The 18,338-nt window shown below is 67.3% G+C and carries 14 protein-coding genes; 7 read left to right on the top strand and 7 right to left on the bottom strand.

What is annotated here, in order from left to right; all coding sequences use genetic code 11:
• The first annotated feature begins 26 nt into the window (after nucleotides 1-26).
• Together ACIA12_RS11375 and ACIA12_RS11370 are read left to right on the top strand one after the other, a co-directional pair.
• Nucleotides 27-635, top strand: coding sequence for a hypothetical protein (locus tag ACIA12_RS11375; protein WP_396366809.1), 609 nt, complete (start codon nucleotides 27-29; stop codon nucleotides 633-635).
• A gap of 10 nt (nucleotides 636-645) precedes the next feature.
• Nucleotides 646-1,629 carry a serine hydrolase domain-containing protein gene (locus ACIA12_RS11370; protein WP_396366808.1) on the top strand — a complete coding sequence of 328 codons (984 nt, stop codon included), beginning with the start codon at nucleotides 646-648 and terminating at the stop codon, nucleotides 1,627-1,629.
• On the opposite strand, the gene pulA is transcribed toward ACIA12_RS11370, so the two are convergent.
• The 5 genes from pulA to ACIA12_RS11345 all read right to left on the bottom strand — a co-directional run bounded on the left by pulA (nucleotide 1,615) and on the right by ACIA12_RS11345 (nucleotide 11,441).
• On the bottom strand, nucleotides 1,615-7,335 hold the full coding sequence (gene pulA / locus ACIA12_RS11365) for a pullulanase-type alpha-1,6-glucosidase (RefSeq protein WP_396366807.1): 5,721 nt from the start codon (nucleotides 7,333-7,335) through the stop codon (nucleotides 1,615-1,617). The genes ACIA12_RS11370 and pulA overlap by 15 nt on opposite strands.
• A 1,446-nt stretch (nucleotides 7,336-8,781) precedes the next feature.
• Nucleotides 8,782-9,510: an SIR2 family NAD-dependent protein deacylase gene (locus tag ACIA12_RS11360; RefSeq protein WP_396366806.1), complete on the bottom strand. Its 729-nt coding sequence runs from the start codon at nucleotides 9,508-9,510 to the stop codon at nucleotides 8,782-8,784.
• On the bottom strand, nucleotides 9,507-10,067 hold the full coding sequence (locus tag ACIA12_RS11355; RefSeq protein WP_396366805.1) for a GNAT family N-acetyltransferase: 561 nt from the start codon (nucleotides 10,065-10,067) through the stop codon (nucleotides 9,507-9,509). Before ACIA12_RS11355 ends, ACIA12_RS11360 begins: the two co-directional genes overlap by 4 nt.
• 43 nt (nucleotides 10,068-10,110) lie before the next feature.
• Nucleotides 10,111-10,317 (bottom strand): sulfurtransferase TusA family protein, encoded by a 207-nt coding sequence (locus ACIA12_RS11350; RefSeq protein WP_396366804.1) that lies wholly within the window; start codon nucleotides 10,315-10,317, stop codon nucleotides 10,111-10,113.
• Complete coding sequence (locus tag ACIA12_RS11345; protein WP_396366803.1) at nucleotides 10,314-11,441, bottom strand: cysteine desulfurase family protein; 1,128 nt, start codon at nucleotides 11,439-11,441, stop codon at nucleotides 10,314-10,316. Before ACIA12_RS11345 ends, ACIA12_RS11350 begins: the two co-directional genes overlap by 4 nt.
• A gap of 94 nt (nucleotides 11,442-11,535) precedes the next feature.
• On the opposite strand from ACIA12_RS11345, the gene coxB reads away from it, so the two are divergent.
• The 4 genes from coxB (at nucleotide 11,536) to ACIA12_RS11325 (ending at nucleotide 16,008) form a co-directional block, all read left to right on the top strand.
• Nucleotides 11,536-12,435 (top strand): cytochrome c oxidase subunit II, encoded by a 900-nt coding sequence (gene coxB, locus ACIA12_RS11340; protein WP_396366802.1) that lies wholly within the window; start codon nucleotides 11,536-11,538, stop codon nucleotides 12,433-12,435.
• Between the two features lie 26 nt (nucleotides 12,436-12,461).
• Entirely contained in the window at nucleotides 12,462-14,210 is a 1,749-nt protein-coding gene (gene ctaD, locus ACIA12_RS11335) for a cytochrome c oxidase subunit I (protein ID WP_396367159.1), read from the top strand.
• On the top strand, nucleotides 14,207-14,602 hold the full coding sequence (locus tag ACIA12_RS11330; RefSeq protein ID WP_396366801.1) for a cytochrome c oxidase subunit 4: 396 nt from the start codon (nucleotides 14,207-14,209) through the stop codon (nucleotides 14,600-14,602). Before ctaD ends, ACIA12_RS11330 begins: the two co-directional genes overlap by 4 nt.
• Nucleotides 14,603-14,760: 158 nt before the next feature.
• Complete coding sequence (locus tag ACIA12_RS11325; protein ID WP_396366800.1) at nucleotides 14,761-16,008, top strand: Ig-like domain-containing protein; 1,248 nt, start codon at nucleotides 14,761-14,763, stop codon at nucleotides 16,006-16,008.
• 74 nt (nucleotides 16,009-16,082) lie between these two features.
• On the opposite strand, the gene ACIA12_RS11320 is transcribed toward ACIA12_RS11325, so the two are convergent.
• Nucleotides 16,083-16,676: an RBBP9/YdeN family alpha/beta hydrolase gene (locus ACIA12_RS11320; RefSeq protein WP_396366799.1), complete on the bottom strand. Its 594-nt coding sequence runs from the start codon at nucleotides 16,674-16,676 to the stop codon at nucleotides 16,083-16,085.
• A gap of 29 nt (nucleotides 16,677-16,705) precedes the next feature.
• On the opposite strand from ACIA12_RS11320, the gene ACIA12_RS11315 reads away from it, so the two are divergent.
• Nucleotides 16,706-17,101, top strand: a complete 396-nt coding sequence (locus ACIA12_RS11315) for a MerR family transcriptional regulator (protein WP_396366798.1) — start codon at nucleotides 16,706-16,708, stop codon at nucleotides 17,099-17,101.
• A gap of 10 nt (nucleotides 17,102-17,111) precedes the next feature.
• On the opposite strand, the gene ACIA12_RS11310 is transcribed toward ACIA12_RS11315, so the two are convergent.
• On the bottom strand, nucleotides 17,112-18,308 hold the full coding sequence (locus ACIA12_RS11310; protein ID WP_396366797.1) for a serine hydrolase domain-containing protein: 1,197 nt from the start codon (nucleotides 18,306-18,308) through the stop codon (nucleotides 17,112-17,114).
• Nucleotides 18,309-18,338 lie beyond the last annotated feature (30 nt).

Raw genomic sequence — 18,338 nt, 5'->3', positions numbered from 1 at the left:
ACCGGCTGTTCGGTGATGATGCTCGGGTGAAACCTCTCGACGAGCTGGTGAAGGTGGTCGCGCCGGTGTTCGGCGCGGCCGGCTTCCGGAAGTCCGGCCGGCGGTATCTGCGGATGCCGCCGGCCGGCGATCCGGGCAACGCCGTCCTGGTCGCCTTCGACCCGTTCACCGGCGACCCTGCCAAGGTCGGCTTCCACCTCGAGTGGGCGGTGATCCCGTCGGCTGGCTTCGCCTTCCACGCCGGGTCGACGTCGCCCTCGGTCACCTGGGGCGTGATCGCCGGCCGCGTACCCGCCCCGCCCGCCTTCGTGACGGGCTCAGCCGCCGAGCTGTGGTCGTACCCGGTCTCCGAGGGCCCGGACCGCTGTGCCGCGGCCATTGCCGAGAGCGGCCTGCTGGACCAGCTACTGCCCTTCCAAGAACGCACCCAGGTACTACGTGCCATCGACGAGGGCACGCTGGGGAGCGGCCTCCCGACCGAGATTCCCCGGGGCCGCGCCTGGCGCTACCTCGCCATGTACATCGACGACGGCGACCCAGCCGAACTCGAGACCCTGCTCGGCCAACTGCAGGGCGCGCCACCAGGCAACCCCTTTGCCACCTGGTGGCGCGAACGCCTTGCAGCCCGCTCATAGGGTGGCCACCATGCAACGGATCCTGGATCGCCTGGTCGAAGCCGGCGCCACCGGCGTACTGATGCACTACCGCGACCAAGACCGCGAGTGGCGCGGCTCAGCCGGCGTTGCCGACCTCGACTCCCGCCAACCGGTCGACCCCGACGGCTGGTTCCGGATCGGCAGCGTCACCAAGACCTTCACCGCGACCGTGGTCCTGTCGCTGGTCGCCGAGGGCCTGGTCGACCTCGATCAGCCCATCGAGCACTGGCTGCCCGGCGTCGTACCGTCCGGCGACGCCATCAGCGTCCGTCGCCTTCTCAACCACACCAGTGGCCTCTACAACTACACCGAGGATCTCCCCGACTCCGCGCAGATCGTGCGAGACCGCTTCGACCACTGGGAACCGCAGCGGGCGTTGAGCCTCGCGTTCGCGCACGAGCCGCTCTTCGCACCGGGCGCGGACTGGTCGTACTCGAACACCAACTACACACTGCTCGGTCTGCTGATCGAGACGGTCACCGGCGGCCCCTACGCCGCGGCCGTGCGAGCGCGGGTGCTGGAGCCCCTGGAGCTCGGCCGGACCCTGGTCCCCGGCGACGATGCGAAGCTGCCCGAGCCGCACGCCCACGGCTACCTGCTGGTGGACGGCGAGTCCGTTGATCTGGACGAGCTGAATCCATCGCAGGCCTGGGCGGCCGGCGAACTCATCTCGACCGCCGCCGACCTCAACACGTTCTTCGCCGCGTTGCTGGGCGGTGACTTGCTTCCTCCGGACCAGCTCAACGCCATGCTCACCACAGTCGGCGACTACGGCCTCGGGATCGCGCGGCGGCGGCTGACCGACGGTACGGAGTTCTGGGGACACAACGGCGGGATCTTCGGGTATCTGACCAGCAGCTTCCACAGCCGCGGCGCCGACCGTCAGTGCACGATGTCGCGCACGACGGTCGACGCCGGAGCAGCCGAGGCCGACGATCTGGTGGCCGAGATCTTCCTGTCAGGGCTGGACTAGCACCGCGACCGTTCGGGCCGGGACTGTTGCAGTGCCGGTTGCCGTGGTCCAGGTGGTTTGTTTGACGGTTGGGTCCGAGCCGGCGGCTTGGACAGGGGAGAGCGTGAGGTTGGCCCCGGCGAGGCCGGGGATCTGCTGGGTGACCGGCTCACCGGTGCTGTTGAAGACGACGAGCAGGCCCTTCAAGGCAGGGTCGACGTCGGCGCCGACGGTGTCGTCGATGCGCAGGACGACGACGCCGGGCTTGGCGGCTGGGGTGCCGCTGAGCGGGTAGGAGAGCTTCTGGTTGATGAGGTCCGCCGAGCCGAGCCGGAACAGCGGGGTCGAGAAGCGCAGCTTCAGGAGATCGGCTGCTGCCGCGCTGGCCGTGGCGACATCGGCTTGGGAAGGCTTCAGCGCCGGATTGGCCAGGAGTGGCTTCATGAAGGGCCACTTGGCTTCGTTGTCGGTCTTCGGGGGCAGGCCGTGGCCGAAGCCGTTGTCGGCGCCGGTCCAGTCAAGGGTGTTGAACCAGTCGCCCGAGTCGTACGAGTTGCGGTCCAGCGACTTGCTGCGCAGCAGGTCGGCGCCCGCGTGCCAGAACGACGGGGTCTGGGCCAGAGCGGTCGTTGCCAGCGACAATGTGTTCATCCGGACCCGGTCGGCCATCGGCAGCGTCGCGGGCAGCTTGTAGGTGAGCGAGTCCCACAGCGTTTCGTTGTCATGGGCATCGACATAGCTGATCACCTCGACCGGCTGATCGGCGTACCCGGCGGGTGATCCGTTGTAGTCCACCCCATCACCCCGTACTTCGGCCCCACTGTCGGCCGAGCGGAAGGTGAACGAGCGGAGGTTGCCCGCCAGCCCGAGCTGCACCAGGTCGGTGTCGTGCGCGAGCCGTTTGGCCTGCTCGGCCGGCGTACCGTTGACGGGCGCGCCGTTCGGGTCACTCGCCGCGCCGGAGCCGAAGCCCTGCACCCGTGGGTCGGCGTCGAAGGGGCCTCCGCCGCGGACCGCGTCACGCATCCGGTCGGAGAAGGTGCCGATGCCGGTACCACCGAGGTTGCCCTGCGACGCCTGCACGAAGAGCGCGTTGTTCGCGACCTCGCCGAAGTTCCAGCCTTCGCCGTACAGGTAGATCTTCTTGCCGTCGACCCCGTCATCGGCGAGCGTCAGCTTGTCGAGAGCGGCCCGTACCTTCAGCAGGTTCGCCTTGCTGTGATGACCCATCAGGTCGAAGCGGAAGCCGTCGACGTGGTAATTCCGCGCCCACGAAACCGTGCTGTCCACCATGATCTTCTCGGCCATCGCGTGCTCGGTGGCGATGTTGCTGCAGCAGGTCGACGTCTCCACGCCACCGGTCTTGTTCAGCCGCTGGTAGTAACCCGGTACGACCTTGTCCAGCACCGACGTCGGCGCCTGACCGGCGGCGGGGGTGTGGTTGTAGACCTGATCCAGTACGACCCGCAGACCGGACTTGTGCAGCCCGCCCACCATCGTCCGGAACTCGGCCACGCGCGCCAGCCCATCCTTCGCCGTCGCGTACGACCCCTCCGGCGCGAGCCAGTGGTACGGGTCGTAGCCCCAGTTGAAGCCGTCCTTCGCGGCGACCGCGGTCACACAAGCCTGCTGCTGCTCCGAGTCGGCAGGGTACGACTTGAGGTCGCAGGCCGGTTGCTGCTGACCGGTCTCCGGGATCGAGGCGATGTCGAACGTCGGCAGCAGGTGCACGGTGTTCAACCCGGCCTGCGCGAGCGAGCGCAGGTGCTTGGTGCCGTTGCCCTCATCCGCGAAGGCCAGGTAGGTCCCGCGGTGGGCCGCCGGTACGGACGGGTCGTTGATCGAGAAGTCCCGCACGTGCAGCTCGTAGATCGTCGAGTCGACCGCGCGGGCCAGCTTCGGCGACGGCGTGTTCGTCCACAGCGCCGGCTTGCCCGCTTGGGCTTGGAGATTCACCGCGACCGAGTACGCCGAATCGGTGGTGAGCGCGACCGAGTACGGATCGGTGACGACGTTCGTCTCCACCTTGCCGGTGCTCGGCGCGTACACCTTCACCTCGAACCGGTAGAGCGCGTTCTCCCAGCTCCGCCGCCCGTACGCCGACCACGAGCCGTCCGTGTTGCGCTGCATCCCGATCCGCTCCGACCCGAGCAGCAGCGTCACGCTCTGCGCCGTCGGAGCCCAGAGGTTGAACTGTGGAGTCCCGCCGTTCCAGACCACGCCGTACGAGCGGTCCGCCGCGGCGCCGTACAGATCATCCAGTACGCCGGGGATCTGCACCCCCATTGCGTCGAGCAACCGTCCGGCGTCGTCGTACTGCGCCAGCCCGAGCTGCCCGGTGAGGATCTTCTTCGCGTCGCCATGCTCCAGCCTCAACGCGACATAGCCCTTGAGCGCCGGGAACTTCGCCAGGACCTGCGGCGGAATGCCGTCGGGGTCGACGCGCAACCCTGCGGACGTACCGCCGATATCGTCGGCGTCCACCGCCAGCGATCCGGTCGGCGACCAGTGCAGCCGCCAGCGCGACCACTCGGGATGAGCGACCGCCGGTACCGCGAGCAGGTCCTTGCCGAGCCAGTACGCCTTGGCCTGCTTGAGATCCGGCTGGGCGCCGGGCTTCGAGGTCGTCACCGTGAGCACGTGGGTCGCGAGGACGTACGAGAACGTGACGACCAACCCGTCGCCAGGAACGGTGATCGGGATGTTGGCCCCGGTCGGGCTGCCCCCGGCGCCGTAGCTCTCGTCCCACGACAGGCCGTGTGCGACCTTGGCCTCATAGCTGCCTGCTCCGATCTTGCTCGTCGACCAGGTGAAGGTGCCGTCACCATCCTGGTCGGTCAGCCAGGGTCGCATGCAGTCGGGTGACCAGTCGGCTGGACAGCCGAGCTCTGACTGGAACGAGCCCGGCACTGTGACGATCGGACCTTCGGCGGACGAGGTGACGAAATGCCGGCCGTGGTCGTAGTAGAAGGTGACCGGAGTCGCCGGGGCGGTGTAGGAGATGTTGGCGCCGTTGGCGTTGCCGCCGGCTCCGTAGTTCTCGTCCCAGGTCTTGTTGATCGCGGCCTTGTACGCGTGTTCGCCGGCCGGGATCGTGTACGTGCGCTTCCAGACCTGATCCTTCGGATCCAGGGTCAGTTGTGCCTGGTCGCAGTCGGGCGACCAGTCGGCGGGACAGCCCATCTCGCTGTTGTGATCGCCGGGCACGCTGACGTTGGCCGGCTGGGAGACAGGGTCCTGGCCTCCGCCGCCTGGGGTTGGGGCCGGGGCGTCCCCGACGATTCCGTACGAGCCGGAGACCGAGTAGTTGCCCGACGCGTCCTTCAGGACTGCCCGGTATTCGAGCAGGGTGCCCTTGGGAAGCTTGCTGACGTCCTGGAACACACGGTATGGCGCGTTGTCGTCGGTCCCGAGCCGCTGCCAGGCCGTAGTACCGACTGGGCGGTAGCCGAAGGTCACTGTGACCGGGGTGTTGGCAGGGACGGCTGCTGCGATCTCCGCGCGTCCACTGACGGCTGCACCCGGCTCGGGCGAGCTCAGGTAGACCGGGGGAGCGGCCTGCCGCCGGGGGAGCTGCTCTGTGGCCTTGTAGACGTACACGGACAGCGGAGGCACCGTGGCGACTACGCGGCCCTCCTCGTCGGCCCTGAGCTGCTGGCCGCCGCCGTAGATCCACCTGAAGCGGCCGTTCTCCATGTACGTCGGAATCGTCGCCGTCTTGCTCGTCGTGGCGTTGTTGGCGATGACCAGGTACTCCGTGTTGTCCTTCCCGAACCGGCTGAAGGCGTAGAGCCCGCCAGTGTTGGAGGAGTAGCGGTGCACCTGGGTGCCGTCGGCCAGTGTCGGGTACTTCGCCCTCAACTCGGCCAGTCCCGCGATGTGCTGGTACATCGGCGAGCTGGTGTCGAACCGGTGCTTGCTGCCGATCGTCGTCGTACCGGTACCGTCCACGACCTCGTCGTCGGTGTAGTCGGCGGTCTTGGTCGCGAAGATGTCCTGCCGCGCGTCCTTGTCGCCACCCGGCCCGGTGAAGCCCTGCTCGTCGCCGTAGTAGATCACCGGCTGGCCGCGGGTCAGGTACATGAGCGAGTGCGCCAGCTCGTCCCGCTGCAGCAGTTCCTGGCCGTTGGCGCCCGACTGCTTGATGAAGGTGCCGACCCGGCCCATGTCGTGGTTGCCGAGGAAGGTCGGCAGTTGGTAGGCGTTCGAGTCAGCGTCGGTGTAGTAGTCGTCGTTCGCGTAGAGGTCGCGCAGTTTGGTGCTCGGGTCGCCCTTGGCGAAGGCGACCGCGTTCTGCTGGAACCCGAAGTCGAGGGTCGCCTGCAGTGCGCCGGCTGTCGTGTAGGTCGACATGAACTTCGGGTCGGCGTCGTAGACCTCGCCGAACATGAAGAAGTTCTTGGTGCCCTTCGCCTTGGCGGCCTCGAGGATCTTCGGCGAGAACTTCTGCCAGAACTCCAGGTTCACGTGCTTGACGGTGTCGATCCGGAAGCCGTCGATACCCAGCTCGGCCCAGGTCTTGTAGACGTCGATCATCCCGTCGCGGACCTTCGGCTGCTCGGTGAACAGATCGTCCAGCCCGACGAAGTCGCCGTACTCCGCGGACTCACCGGCGAAGGTCGAGTCGCCGCGGTTGTGGTACAGCGTGGGGTCGTTCAGCCAGGCCGGCTGCTTGACCGTCGCGTCGGCGGGGGTCTTGAAGACCGGCACGTTGGGGAAGGACGTCTGCGCGTCGAGCGGCGGGAAGGTGTCACCACCGGCGTACAGCTTGTCGTCGAAGACGTTGCCATTGGCATCCTTGTACGGCGCCGTCGACTTCGGGATGTAGCCGTACTGACCGGACTGGTAGGCGATCACGTCGGCGGTGTGGTTGGTGATGATGTCGAAGAAGACCTTCATCCCCTTCTGGTGCGCCAGCGTGATCAGCTGCTGCATGTCGGCGTTGGTGCCCAGGTGCGGGTCGATCTGGGTGAAGTCGGTGATCCAGTAGCCGTGGTACCCGGCGCTGACGTTCGCGCCCTCACCCTGGACCGGCCGGTTCTTGAACGAGGGGGTCAGCCAGATGGACGTAGTACCGAGGGACTTGATGTAGTCGAGCTTCTGCATCACTCCGGCGAGGTCGCCACCGTGATAGAAGCCCTTGTCCGTCGGGTCCAGCCCCGTGGTCAGCCGGTCGCCAGTGAGGCCGCCGGAGTCGTTGGCCTTGTTGCCGTTCGCGAACCGGTCGGCCATCAGGAAGTAGAAGCGTTCCTTGGTCAGATCCTGCCGCAGGCTCGGCGACGCCAGCGCTTTGTCGGCCGCCGTGACTGCAGAACCAGCCAGCGCGACCGGCTTCATCGAGACGAGATGGCTGGTGTCGTCGTAGCTGAACTCGACCTTGGCCGGCCCTTCGAGCCGCAGCGGGATGTTGGCCCCATCGCGCACGCCGCCGAGGCCGTAGTTCTCGTCCCAGGCGCCGTTGACGGTCACCTTGAACTCGTAACTGCCCGCAGGCACATCGAACACCTTCGTGTACGGCGCGGCCGCTCCCAGACTGGTCGCGGCACACCCCGGATCCCAGTCGCCCGCACACCCCAACTCACTCTGCAACGAACCGGCAACCGTGATCACCCGCTCGGCGGCCACCCGGGCCGGAGCCTGAGTAGCAGTACCGAGACCCAACGTGACGACCGCGACGGCGCTGACAACAGCAGTCGCCCGGACATAGGCATGGCGCAACCTGAGCATCGCGGGACCCCTCCCAAGACAGAACAATCTGCCCGGACGCTAACCCGCCCTCCACCGCTACGGAAGGCCTTGAAGGTCGCGTTCAGATGACGGCCCCAGGCGCCAAGCCTGAGAGCCCCGCGGTCGCGGGATCCCGCGCCAAGGATGCTGAGGTCGCGTGGCGCTCGCGGCGAGGGTGCTGTGCCCGCGTGGCGTTCGCGGCGAGGGTGCTGTGTCTGGGGCTGCTGCTGTGGTGACGGGCTGTGGTGAGGGTGCTGTGGTTGGGGGGTGCTCTTGGCGGGGTTGGTGTTGGTTGGGTGGTTGGTGTGGTGAGGGACTGTGGTTCGCGGGCTCCCGCTGCGGGAGTGTGCTGGTCGAGGCAGTGCGCGTCAAGAGCGCTTCGCGTCCCTTCGGGATCGAACAAGTTCGACTCTTGACCGCACTGCCTCGACCAGGGAAGGACGCAGCTGTCGGGATCCCGCGGAGAGGTGTGGGCCAGGGGGTCAGCTTGGCAAAGCCGGTCGAGTCGTCGGGTGACGTTCGGCAAGGTGGGTCGTGTTGTGGGGTGCCGATGGCAAGGTGGGTCGGGTCCGGTGGTGACGTTCGGCAAGTGGGTCGTGTTGTCGGGTGCCGATGGCAAGGTCGGTCGGGTCGCGGGGTGGCGTCTGGCAAGGTCGGTGGGATTTGGTTGCTTGGGGCAACGGGCGGCGCTGGGGGCATGCACAACTCGGTGGGCAAGCGGTTACCTCGGGCGTGTCGGGGCGGTTCGCGGGAGTTGTGCATGCGTGGCGGTGCGGGTGGGGTGGTTGGGGAGCCAGATGCCTTGTGGATAAGGGACTTGGGGAGGTTTGTACCCCCGAATCGGTGAACTTCCTCGCCGGGCCCCGACAAAATCCTCCCCGATCCCGGCCAGCCGGGTAGGACAGGCGCCTCGGCCGGGATGGTGCTGTCGCGCCGCGACGACCCCCCCAATCCGCCCGAAACAGGCCCTTCTTGGGGTCGACTGACGGGTTGTCCGACCGCTGGCGACCTGTGGGACGTCAGCCGCCGAAGAAACGGTGTTCGCTGGCGGTTTTCGTGCCGCTGGCGTGATGCTTGACGCCATCGACCCCAAAAGCTGCCATTGCCCACCCCGAACGCCCGCCGAAACGGGTGGCCCAGTCATCAGGGGCAACTGCGCCGTCCCGGGCCGCAGGACGGGTACGCCGGGCATTGAGGCCAGCGCGTCTTTCACTTGTTGCCGTACTTCCGAGCGGCTCCGGGACAGCTGCGTCCTTCCCTGGTCGTGGTGGTGGGTGTCAAGGGTCGAACTTGTTCGATCCCGAAGGGACGCGAAGCGCCCTTGATACCCACCGCCACGACTAGGACACTCAAGCAGCCCGGTGACGCAATCCACAGTCCCTCACCAGCAGCAACCCCGAATCCACACCCCCCAACGCCTGTGGGTCCAGTGAATTGCTGGCGATGTCAGGTGACGAGGAGGGGCAGGGTTTGCTCGATCGGGGTGGTGATCAGTTCGGTGGCTTCCTCGTCGTACGGGGTGGGCTCGGCGTTGAGGATGATCAGGGGGATGCCGGTGCGGAGGGCCAGGTCGCAGAGGCCGGCGGCTGGGTAGACCTGGAGGGAGGTGCCGATCGCGAGGAAGAGGTCGGCGGTTTGGGTGGCTTGGGCGGCTGCTTCGAGGACTTGCTGGTCGAGGGGCTGGCCGAAGGAGATGGTGGCGGATTTGAGGATGCCGCCGCAGAGCTCGCAGGACGGGTCGGGGTCGCCTGCTTCGAGGCGGGGGAGGACGTCGGCCATGGGGAGGCGATGGGCGCAGGTCAGGCAGTCGACGTACCAGACCGTGCCGTGGAGTTCGTGGACGAGGGCGGGTGAGGAGCCGGCCTTCTGGTGCAGGCCGTCGACGTTTTGGGTGATCAGGCCGGTGAGGCGGCCTTGGCGTTCGAGGTCGACGAGGGCGCGGTGGCCGGCGTTGGGTTCGGCGTCCCAGGCGGCGGCCGCGCGGCGGAACTTCCACGCCTCGGCGCGTACGTCGGTCGAGGCGACGTACTCGTCGATGTCGAACATCGCCTGTGCGGCCGGGTTCTTCGTCCACACGCCCTGCGGACCGCGGAAATCCGGGATACCGGAGGCGGTCGAGATACCGGCGCCGGTCAGTACGGCGATCCGCTGGGCCTTCGAGACGAGATCGGTCACGCCCTCGAAGGTACTGGCTTCCAGTCGGGAGCAAGTACCGCCATCACGATCTCGTCGACCCACTCGCCGTCCCACTTCAGGGCATCCCGCTTGACGCCCTCGGTGACGAAACCGGCCTTCTCGTACGCCCGCTGGGCGCGCGGATTGAAGGCGTAGACGCCGAGCTCGATCCGGTGCAGCCCCAACTGCTCGATCCCGTAGCCGACGATCAGCCTGGTCGCCTCGGTGCCGAGTCCGCGTCCCTGGCCGGCCGGGCCGATCAGGATCCGGAAGTTGCAGCTCTCGTCCTCGGGGCTCCACTCGTTGAGCACCGCCTCGCCGACGACCTCACCGCTGGCCCGGTCGACGATCGCCAGATCCAGCCGGTCGGTCTGCTCGCCTCTGGTCCGGTACCACCTGCGCGCGGCCTCTTCGCCGATCTCCCCGCGGCTCCCGGTGAACCGGACCACGTCGGGGTCGTCCATGGCGACCTGCATCGCCGGGTAGTCGTCCTCGGTCACCGGCCGCAGCTCGACCAGCTCGCCCGTCAGCGTCGGCTTGAACCCAAAGTCAGTCACGCTGCGAAGTCTCGCAACGCGGGGTCGACGGCCGCCAGCGGTTTTAGCTGAGCCGGCGTACGACGTACTCGTCGCCGGCCGCCGAGACGAGTTCCTGGGCGCGCATGCGGCACCAGGCGGGGATGTCGGTGGCGGCGGCCGGGTCGTCGGCCAGAACAGTGATCGTCTCGCCCACCTGGAGGTTGGGGAACGCCTGGGCGAGTTTGATCACGGGGAGTGGGCAGAGCATGCCGCGGCAGTCCAGCGTCACATGCCCACCTCGGCCCGGATCCGCTGCACGATGCCGGGCAGTGTCCTCGCAAACCGGTCGACCTCGTCATGGGTGGAGGTGCGGCCCAGGGAGACGCGGACGTTGCCGTGGGTCAGCACACCCATGGCCGCCAGCACATGCGACGGGCGCAGGGTGCTCGCAGTACAGGCTGAGCCGCTCGACACGGAGAAGCCTTCGGCGTCCAGGGCGGTGACCAGTGCTTCGCCGTCGACGTACAGGCAGGAGAAGGTGAGTACGTGGGGCAGCCGGTCGTCCGGGTCGCCGACCACCTCCACATCGGTGATGTCCGCCGCGACCCGGTGCCGTAGCTCGTCGATCCACGCCCGGTGCTGCTTGTTGAGCTCATCAGCCTCTTGCAGCCGTGCCTGCAGAGCCGCTGCGGCCGCTAGGGCCGCAGGGACGTTGGGGTGGCCGGGGGAGAGGCCGTCCTCCCGCTCATCCACAGGCCAGGCCGGTGCGAGCCGCGTCCCCTTCCGTACTGCGAGCAGCCCCACACCCGCCGGCCCGCCCCACTTGTGTGCGCTAGCGGTCAAGGCGGACCACCCGGCCGGTACGACGTCATGCGCGATCGAGGCGGCTGCGTCGACGAACAACGGCACCTGCGCGGCTGCACACGCCTCGGCGAGCTCCGCGATCGGCTGGCGGGTGGCGACCTCGTGGTTGGCCGACTGGAGCGCCGCGACGGCTACACCGGGTTGACTGACGCGTGCCTTGAAGGCCTCCACGTCGACTCGTCCGAGGCTGTCGACGGGGATTTCGTACGCAGTACCGGCTGCTGCCGCCGCATGGAGTACTGCGGAGTGCTCAACCGCGGAGTGCACGACTACATCCCCGACCCGCCGCCGGGCAGCCGTAACAGCGAGCAATCCGGCATGAATCGCAGCTGTCCCGGAGGTGGTGAGATACAGCTCGTCCACCCGTACTCCGAGGCCTTCGGCCAGCACCGCGCGGGCGTTGTCGAGCAGCAGTCTCGCGGTCCGTCCTTCGTGGTGCAGCCGGGCCGGATCGGCCCACCCGGATTCCAATGCCGAGAGCAACACTTCCCGCGCTGCCGGATGCAAGGGTTCGGCTGTCGCGGCATCTAGGTATGCACGGTTGCTCACACCGGAAACGCTAAGCCCTACCTATGCGCAGAACCGCGGGAGGTGTCCAGTAGTGTTCTGTCGTCAGTCTCACCTGGGAAGGGAAAGGCGCCCCGTGGGTTCGAACGGCACGCCCGGAGTGGTGCGCGCAGCAGGTCTGAAGAGGGCCCGCGCCGCGGTACGTCCGGCGAAGCGACGCTTGCTGGTGGCGACGTCAGTAGCGGTCGGCACGTTGGTGCTGACCGGCTGCTCGTCGGAGACCACCGAGCAGTGGAAACGGCTCGGTCTGCCCCCGGGCGCGTCCGACCGCACCGAGGCGATGAAGAGCCTCTGGATCGGCGCCTGGATCGCCGCCCTGATCATCGGTGTCCTGACCTGGGGCCTGATCCTGTACGCCTCGGTCCGGTTCCGCCGGCGCAACGAGGACGCCCCGCGGCAGACGCGCTACAACCTGCCGCTCGAGGTGCTCTACACGCTGGCGCCGTTCGCGGTCATCGGTGTGCTCTTCTTCTACACCGTGGAGCACGGCAACAAGATCACCGCGATGTCGGACCACCCGTCCCACACGATCAACGTGGTCGGGCAGCAGTGGCAGTGGACCTTCAACTACAAGGACACCGTCGACGGGCAGGAAGGCGTCTGGGAGACCGGCACGCTGGACAATCCCGCGACGCTGTGGCTGCCGGTGAACGAGTCGGTGCACTTCGACCTGACCTCGCCGGACGTCATCCACTCGTTCTGGGTGCCGGCCTTCTACTTCAAACTCGACGTCATCCCGGGCCGCACCAACAAGCTCGAGCTGACCCCGACCAAGACCGGCACCTTCGCGGGCAAGTGCGCGGAGCTGTGCGGCCTCTACCACAGCCGGATGATCTTCACCGTCAAGGTGGTCACCGCGGACGAGTACCAGGCGCACCTCAAGGAACTGGCTGCCAAGGGCCAGACCGGGGCGGCGACCGGTGGTCAGGACGCGACGACCATTCCCGGCCACGGTGAGCAGGAGGGCGAGAAGTGACCGACATCGCCGAGCGCACAGGCGCCATCGGTGCGGCGACCGCGCTGCCCAGGCGGCGCACCAAGGGCCAGATCGCGGTCAAATGGCTGACCACCACCGACCACAAGCTGATCGGGCATCTGTACCTGATCACGTCGTTCGCGTTCTTCCTGATCGGCGGCGTGATGGCGCTGCTGATCCGGGCCGAGCTGGCCAAGCCGGGTCTGCAGATCGTCAACGAAGAGGTCTACAACCAGCTCTTCACCATGCACGGCACGATCATGCTGCTGCTGTTCGCGACCCCGCTGTTCGTGGGTTTCGCGAACGTGATCATGCCGGTCCAGATCGGCGCTCCTGACGTCGCGTTCCCGCGGCTGAACATGTTCAGCTTCTGGCTGTTCCTCTTCGGTGGCCTGATCACGATCAGCGGCTTCTTCACGCCGGGGGGCGCGGCCGACTTCGGCTGGTTCGCCTACGCGCCGCTGTCGAACGCGGTCCGCTCGCCGGGTGTCGGCGGTGACCTGTGGATCATGGGTCTGTGGATGGCCGGTCTCGGTACCATCCTGGGTGCGGTCAACTTCGTGACGACGATCATCACGATGCGGGCGCCGGGTATGACGATGTTCCGGATGCCGATCTTCACCTGGAACATCCTGGTCACGTCGATCCTCGTTCTGATCGCGTTCCCGATCCTGGCCGGCGCGCTGCTGATGCTGGAGGCGGATCGAGCCTTGGGGGCTCACGTCTTCGACGCGGCCAATGGCGGGCCACTGCTGTGGCAGCACCTGTTCTGGTTCTTCGGGCATCCCGAGGTTTACATCATCGCGCTGCCGTTCTTCGGCATCATCACCGAGATCCTCCCGGTCTTCAGCCGCAAGCCCGTCTTCGGCTACATCGGCCTGGTCGGCGCGACGCTGTGGATCGCGGTCCTCTCGGTGGCGGTGTGGGCACACCACATGTTCGTCACCGGCGCGGTGAATCTGCCGTTCTTCTCCTTCATGACATTCCTGATCGCCGTACCGACGGGCGTGAAGTTCTTCAACTGGATCGGCACGATGTGGGGCGGGTCGGTGTCGTTCGACACCCCGATGCTGTGGTCGGTCGGCTTCCTCACCACCTTCCTGTTCGGTGGCCTGACCGGCGTCATCCTGGCGTCGCCGGCGCTGGACTACCAGCTGTCCGACTCGTACTTCGTGGTGGCGCACTTCCACTACGTCGTGTTCGGGACGGTGGTGTTCGCGATGTTCGCGGGCTTCTACTTCTGGTGGCCGAAGATGACCGGGCGGATGCTGGACGAGAAGCTGGGCAAGCTGCACTTCTGGCTGTTGTTCATCGGCTTCCACACGACCTTCCTGGTCCAGCACTGGCTGGGCGTCGAGGGCATGCCGCGGCGCTACGCGTCGTACGGGGCGAACGAGGGCTTCACCACGCTGAACGAGGTCTCCAGCGTCGGCGCCTTCATCCTCGGCCTGTCGATGCTGCCGTTCTTCTACAACGTCTACAAGTCCCGCAAGGCACCGCTGGTCGGTGTCGACGATCCGTGGGGCTGGGGCCGCTCGCTCGAGTGGGCGACCAGTTCCCCGCCGCCGCGGCACAACTTCGTCAGCCTGCCCCGGATCCGGTCCGAGAGCCCGGCCTTCGATCTCCACCACCCGGAGATCGCCATGGCGGAGTATCCGGACAGCGGCGCTCCGCGGGACAACCTGCTGGACGCCGGTGAGGACCAGGGCCGGGTCGAGAACCTGGAACGCAACATCGTGGCCGGCGACGGCGCGGACGGAGAGGGTAAGGCATGAAGGCGGAGGCCTGGGTCTTCGGCATCCTGACGGTGTTCGTCCTGATCGTGACGCCGATCTACTGGATCATGTCCGAGGACCCCACCGGCACGACCGCGCTGGTGATGACGTTCTTCCTGTCCCTGCTGGTCGCGTTCTACCTGTCCATCACCGGCCGCCGGATGGACGCCCGGCCGGAGGACCGCAAGGAAGCCGAGATCGTCGAGGGAGCCGGTGAGCTGGGCTTCTTCCCGCCGTACTCCTGGTGGCCGCTGTGGTGCGCCGGCACGGTCTCGGTGATCGTGCTCGGGCTGGTCTTCGGCTGGTGGCTGTTCATCGTCGGGGCCGGCATCGGCATCGTCACGCTGAGTGGCTGGGTGTTCGAGTACTACCGCGGTGACCACGCTCACTAACTGCTCGATTTCGTCAACTTTTCCGGCTTGCCGGACGTCACCAGTACAGCGGGCCGTGGGGGCTCCGCCGTACTGGTGACGTATGCAGTGCGTGGCTATGACCGTTCAGCGAGCTAGGCTTCGCGTGGCGGCTGAACGTTATCTCAGGGGAGCTCAGGGTGTTGAGTAGTACGGTCCGTAAGCACGGTCTTGCCGTGGCGGGGATCTGCGCGATGCTGCTGGTCGGCACCGCCTGCAGCGACACGAAGGCGGCCGATCCGGCACCGTCCGGCCCGCAGAACAGCGCCAGCCCCACCGGTGGCCCGTCGACGCCGGGCTCGAGCAGCACCCCGTCGGAAGACCCGGCCGCGGCGAACGTCCAGATCGTCCCGGCCAAGGGCGCCTCGGCGGTCAAGCCCGACCAGCCGGTCACGGTGACCAGTACCGGCGGTGAACTGTCCGACATCACGCTGAAGGACTCCGACGGCAACAAGATCGACGGCAGCCTGAACGAGGACAAGTCGGTGTGGACGGCCGAGCCCGGGCTCAAGCCGGGCGCGAAGTACACGCTGTCCGGTACGGCGAAGGGCACCGACGGCGCCACCATCCCGATCAGCTCGACCTTCAAGACGATGGCCGCGACCGGCGGCAAGCTGAAGGCGTCGGTCGCCCCGCTCGACGGTGAGACCGTCGGCGTCGCGATGCCGGTGCAGATCTTCTGGAACAACCCGGTCAAGGACAAGGCCGCGGTCGAGAAGCGCCTCAAGGTGACCACGTCGGTCCCGGTCGAGGGCACCTGGTCGTGGCAGAACAGCAAGCAGGTCAACTACCGGCCGAAGACGTACTGGCCGGCCGGTACCAAGGTCACGGTCGACATCAAGACCCAGGGCGTCAACGCCGGCGGCAGCATCTGGGGCTCGGCGAACCGCAAGATCAGCTTCACCATCGGCAAGTCCGTGGTCAGCAACGTCAACGTCGCGAAGCACACGATGACGGTGACCATCAACGGCAAGCTGGCCCGGACGATCCCGATCACCGCGGGCAAGGACGGCTTCACCACCCGCAGCGGCGTCAAGGTCATCATGGAGAAGTTCAGGACCAAGCGGATGGACGCCGCCACCATCGGCATCAAGCCCGGCGACCCGAACTACTACAACATCAGCAACGTCCAGTGGGCCCAGCGGGTGACGAGTTCCGGCGAGTTCGTCCACGGCGCCCCCTGGTCCGGCGGCGCCCAGGGCAGCGCGAACGTCAGCCACGGCTGCGTCGGCATGAGCCTCAAAGACGCCCAGTGGTACTTCGGCCAGACCCTCCGAGGCGACCCGGTCATCGTCACCGGCACCAGCCGCCACATGGAAAAGGGCAACGGCTGGACCGACTGGAACGAAACCTGGGCCCAGTACAAAGCAGGCTCAGCCCTAGCCTGACCCCGCAAGCTCCCAACAGCAGCCGACCCTCCGCGGTCGGCTGCTGTTTTGCGTGGTGCGCCACCTGGTGCGCGTCACATGGCTGCGGGGGTGGTTGTTGGGCGGAGGTGGAGGGGGCGGAGGGCTTGGGGGAGGGTGGTGAAGCCGTCGGTGGTGAGGAAGTGGCCGGCTGCGGGGATGATTTTGGGGGTTGTTTGTAGGAGGGCGGCCAGGCGGTCGGTGTGTGGGGCGGGGACGTAGGGGTCGGTGTCTGAGCGGATGATCGTCAGATGGTCGACGTTAGGGGTGATGCCGTCCAGGGGGCAGCCGTCGGCTATGTATGGGTCGAGTTCTGGGAGGGCGGGCAGGGGGTTTAGGAAGCCGGCGACCAGGACGAGATTGCCGAGCCGCCAGGGGGTGGTGAGCGTGGCAAGGTGGCGGAGGACGGTGAGGCAGCCGAGGCTGTGGGCGATGATGGTTGAGTTTTCGTCGGGGATGCCTACGGCGGTACGGACGGCTGCTGACCATTGGGTGCGGTCGGGGTGCAGTGGGTTCGGGAGGCGGGGGATCGTGGTGGGGATTCCGTGGGACTCCAGTTGGCCGGCCAGCCAGCCGAACCAGTGGTCTTCGGGAGTCGCGCCGTAGCCGTGGATGATTGCGGCGCGCCTGGGAGTTGTTGCTGGTGTCATGGTGCTGGACGGTATGGGTTCACGTCAGCGTGAAGGTCAAGTCGAACGACGGGGAGGCGGCAGTGCTGATCAGCGAGCTGGCTGAGGTGACCGGGGTGAGTGCGCGGGCGCTCAGGCACTACGAGGAACAGGACCTGCTGGTACCGGAGCGCGACAGCAACGGCTACCGCAACTACGTCGAAGCCGACGTCACCCGCGTCGCCCAGATCAAGGCGATGATCGCGGCCGGCCTGGGGACCGTGACCATCCGGCAGTACCTCGAATGCGCTCGTACCGGCGAGCACGGCACAACCCTGGAGCTGTGCCCCCGCCTACGCGCCGAGCTCGACGCCATAGCCGCACGCCTCGACACCAGACAAGCCGAACTCCGCGACACCCGGCAGCGCCTGACCGGTCTCGCATCGCGGAGTTCGTCGACGGTCTGACTGCCAGCGGCTAGGCGTTGTCGCAGAAGACGGCAGTCAAGAGCTTGGGAAGGACCGTGGAGAAGGCGGTGGGTACGACGATGGCCGCGTCTCCTGAGGTCACGGAGGCGGTCATCGTGCGGGTGCCGTCGGCGTTGCTGTACATGAGGGCTCCGTACCCGCCAGGCGGGCTGCCGTTGTGCTGGTAGACGGTCCCGCCGCACGAGGGGCCGAGGTCCTGGACGAAGAGGCCGTAGCCGTAGCCGAGGGCTCCGTACGGAGTGCGCATCTGAGCCAGTAGCGGCTCAGGGACGAGCTTGCCGGTCATCAGGGCGCGGATGAAGGTCTGTAGGTCAGCAGTGGTCGAGCGCATGTCACCTGCACCGGCTAGCAGCGACAGGTTCTGGCGACTGACGTCGACTACCTTCCACTCGCTGCCGTCTTGGTAGCGGTAGTAGCCGTGGGCGTGTGGGCCGGGCAACTGCGGGTTGTTCCCTGGTACGGCGGTGTCGCGCAGCCCGAGTGGTCGCAGGATCCGGCGCTGGACCTCGGCGGCGTACGAGTGGCCGGTGACCTTCTCGATCAGCAGCAGGGCGACCGTGTAGTTGGTGTTGGAGTAGCTCTGACCGGTACCAGGCGCAAACCGGGCGGGCTTGGACAACGCGACGCGAACCAGCTGCTCCGGCCGGTAGCTCCGGTACCGGTTGTCCACCCAGTCCTTGCCGACCGCGGGGATCCCCGGTGCGGTCGTTCCGTCGTCGTAGTACTCGCCGGTGTAGTTGAAGAGGCCGCTGGTGTGCTGCAGGAGCATCCGTACCGTGATCCGCGGGTCGAAGCCGTACCGGGGGAGGTAGCGGGAGACCGAGGCGTCCAGGCTGAGCTTGTGCTCGGCGACGAGTTGCAGCACCACGGTCGCGGTGAAGGTCTTGGTCACGCTCCCGACCCAGAACCGCCCGTCGGTCGGCGGCTTGGCGTCGTCACCCAGCCGCCGTACGCCGGCACTGCCGACCCAGTCACCGCGCTGATCGTGCACGCGCAGCTGCATCCCACTGAACCCCGCATCCACCACGCCCTGCAGCGCCGCCTGCAGCTCCGGACGCTCCGCACCGCCCGCAGACGCGCCTGTACCGACCGCTGCAGCGCCCGGAGCCGCCAACCCGGCCAGGAGCCCCACCGTCAGCCCAGCCGTCGCTATCCGCCGGAAGCACTTGCTCTGTGATCTGTTCATGCCGCCCACGATCACGGTCCGCTCTGACAC

It is taken from the genome of Kribbella sp. NPDC051620, assembly GCF_044453825.1.
GTDB lineage: Bacteria > Actinomycetota > Actinomycetes > Propionibacteriales > Kribbellaceae > Kribbella.
Note: the sequence above shows the minus strand (reverse complement) of the source record. Positions and strands in the feature narration are given on the sequence as shown.

What these genes read in the sequence shown, in the direction of transcription:
- pulA (WP_396366807.1), bottom strand. Translation starts at nt 7,335, where the DNA reads ATGCTCAGGTTGCGCCATGCCTATGTCCGGGCGACTGCTGTTGTCAGC.
- ACIA12_RS11320 (WP_396366799.1), bottom strand. Translation starts at nt 16,676, where the DNA reads ATGACACCAGCAACAACTCCCAGGCGCGCCGCAATCATCCACGGCTAC.
- ACIA12_RS11310 (WP_396366797.1), bottom strand. Translation starts at nt 18,308, where the DNA reads ATGAACAGATCACAGAGCAAGTGCTTCCGGCGGATAGCGACGGCTGGG.
- ACIA12_RS11330 (WP_396366801.1), top strand. Translation starts at nt 14,207, where the DNA reads ATGAAGGCGGAGGCCTGGGTCTTCGGCATCCTGACGGTGTTCGTCCTG.
- ACIA12_RS11370 (WP_396366808.1), top strand. Translation starts at nt 646, where the DNA reads ATGCAACGGATCCTGGATCGCCTGGTCGAAGCCGGCGCCACCGGCGTA.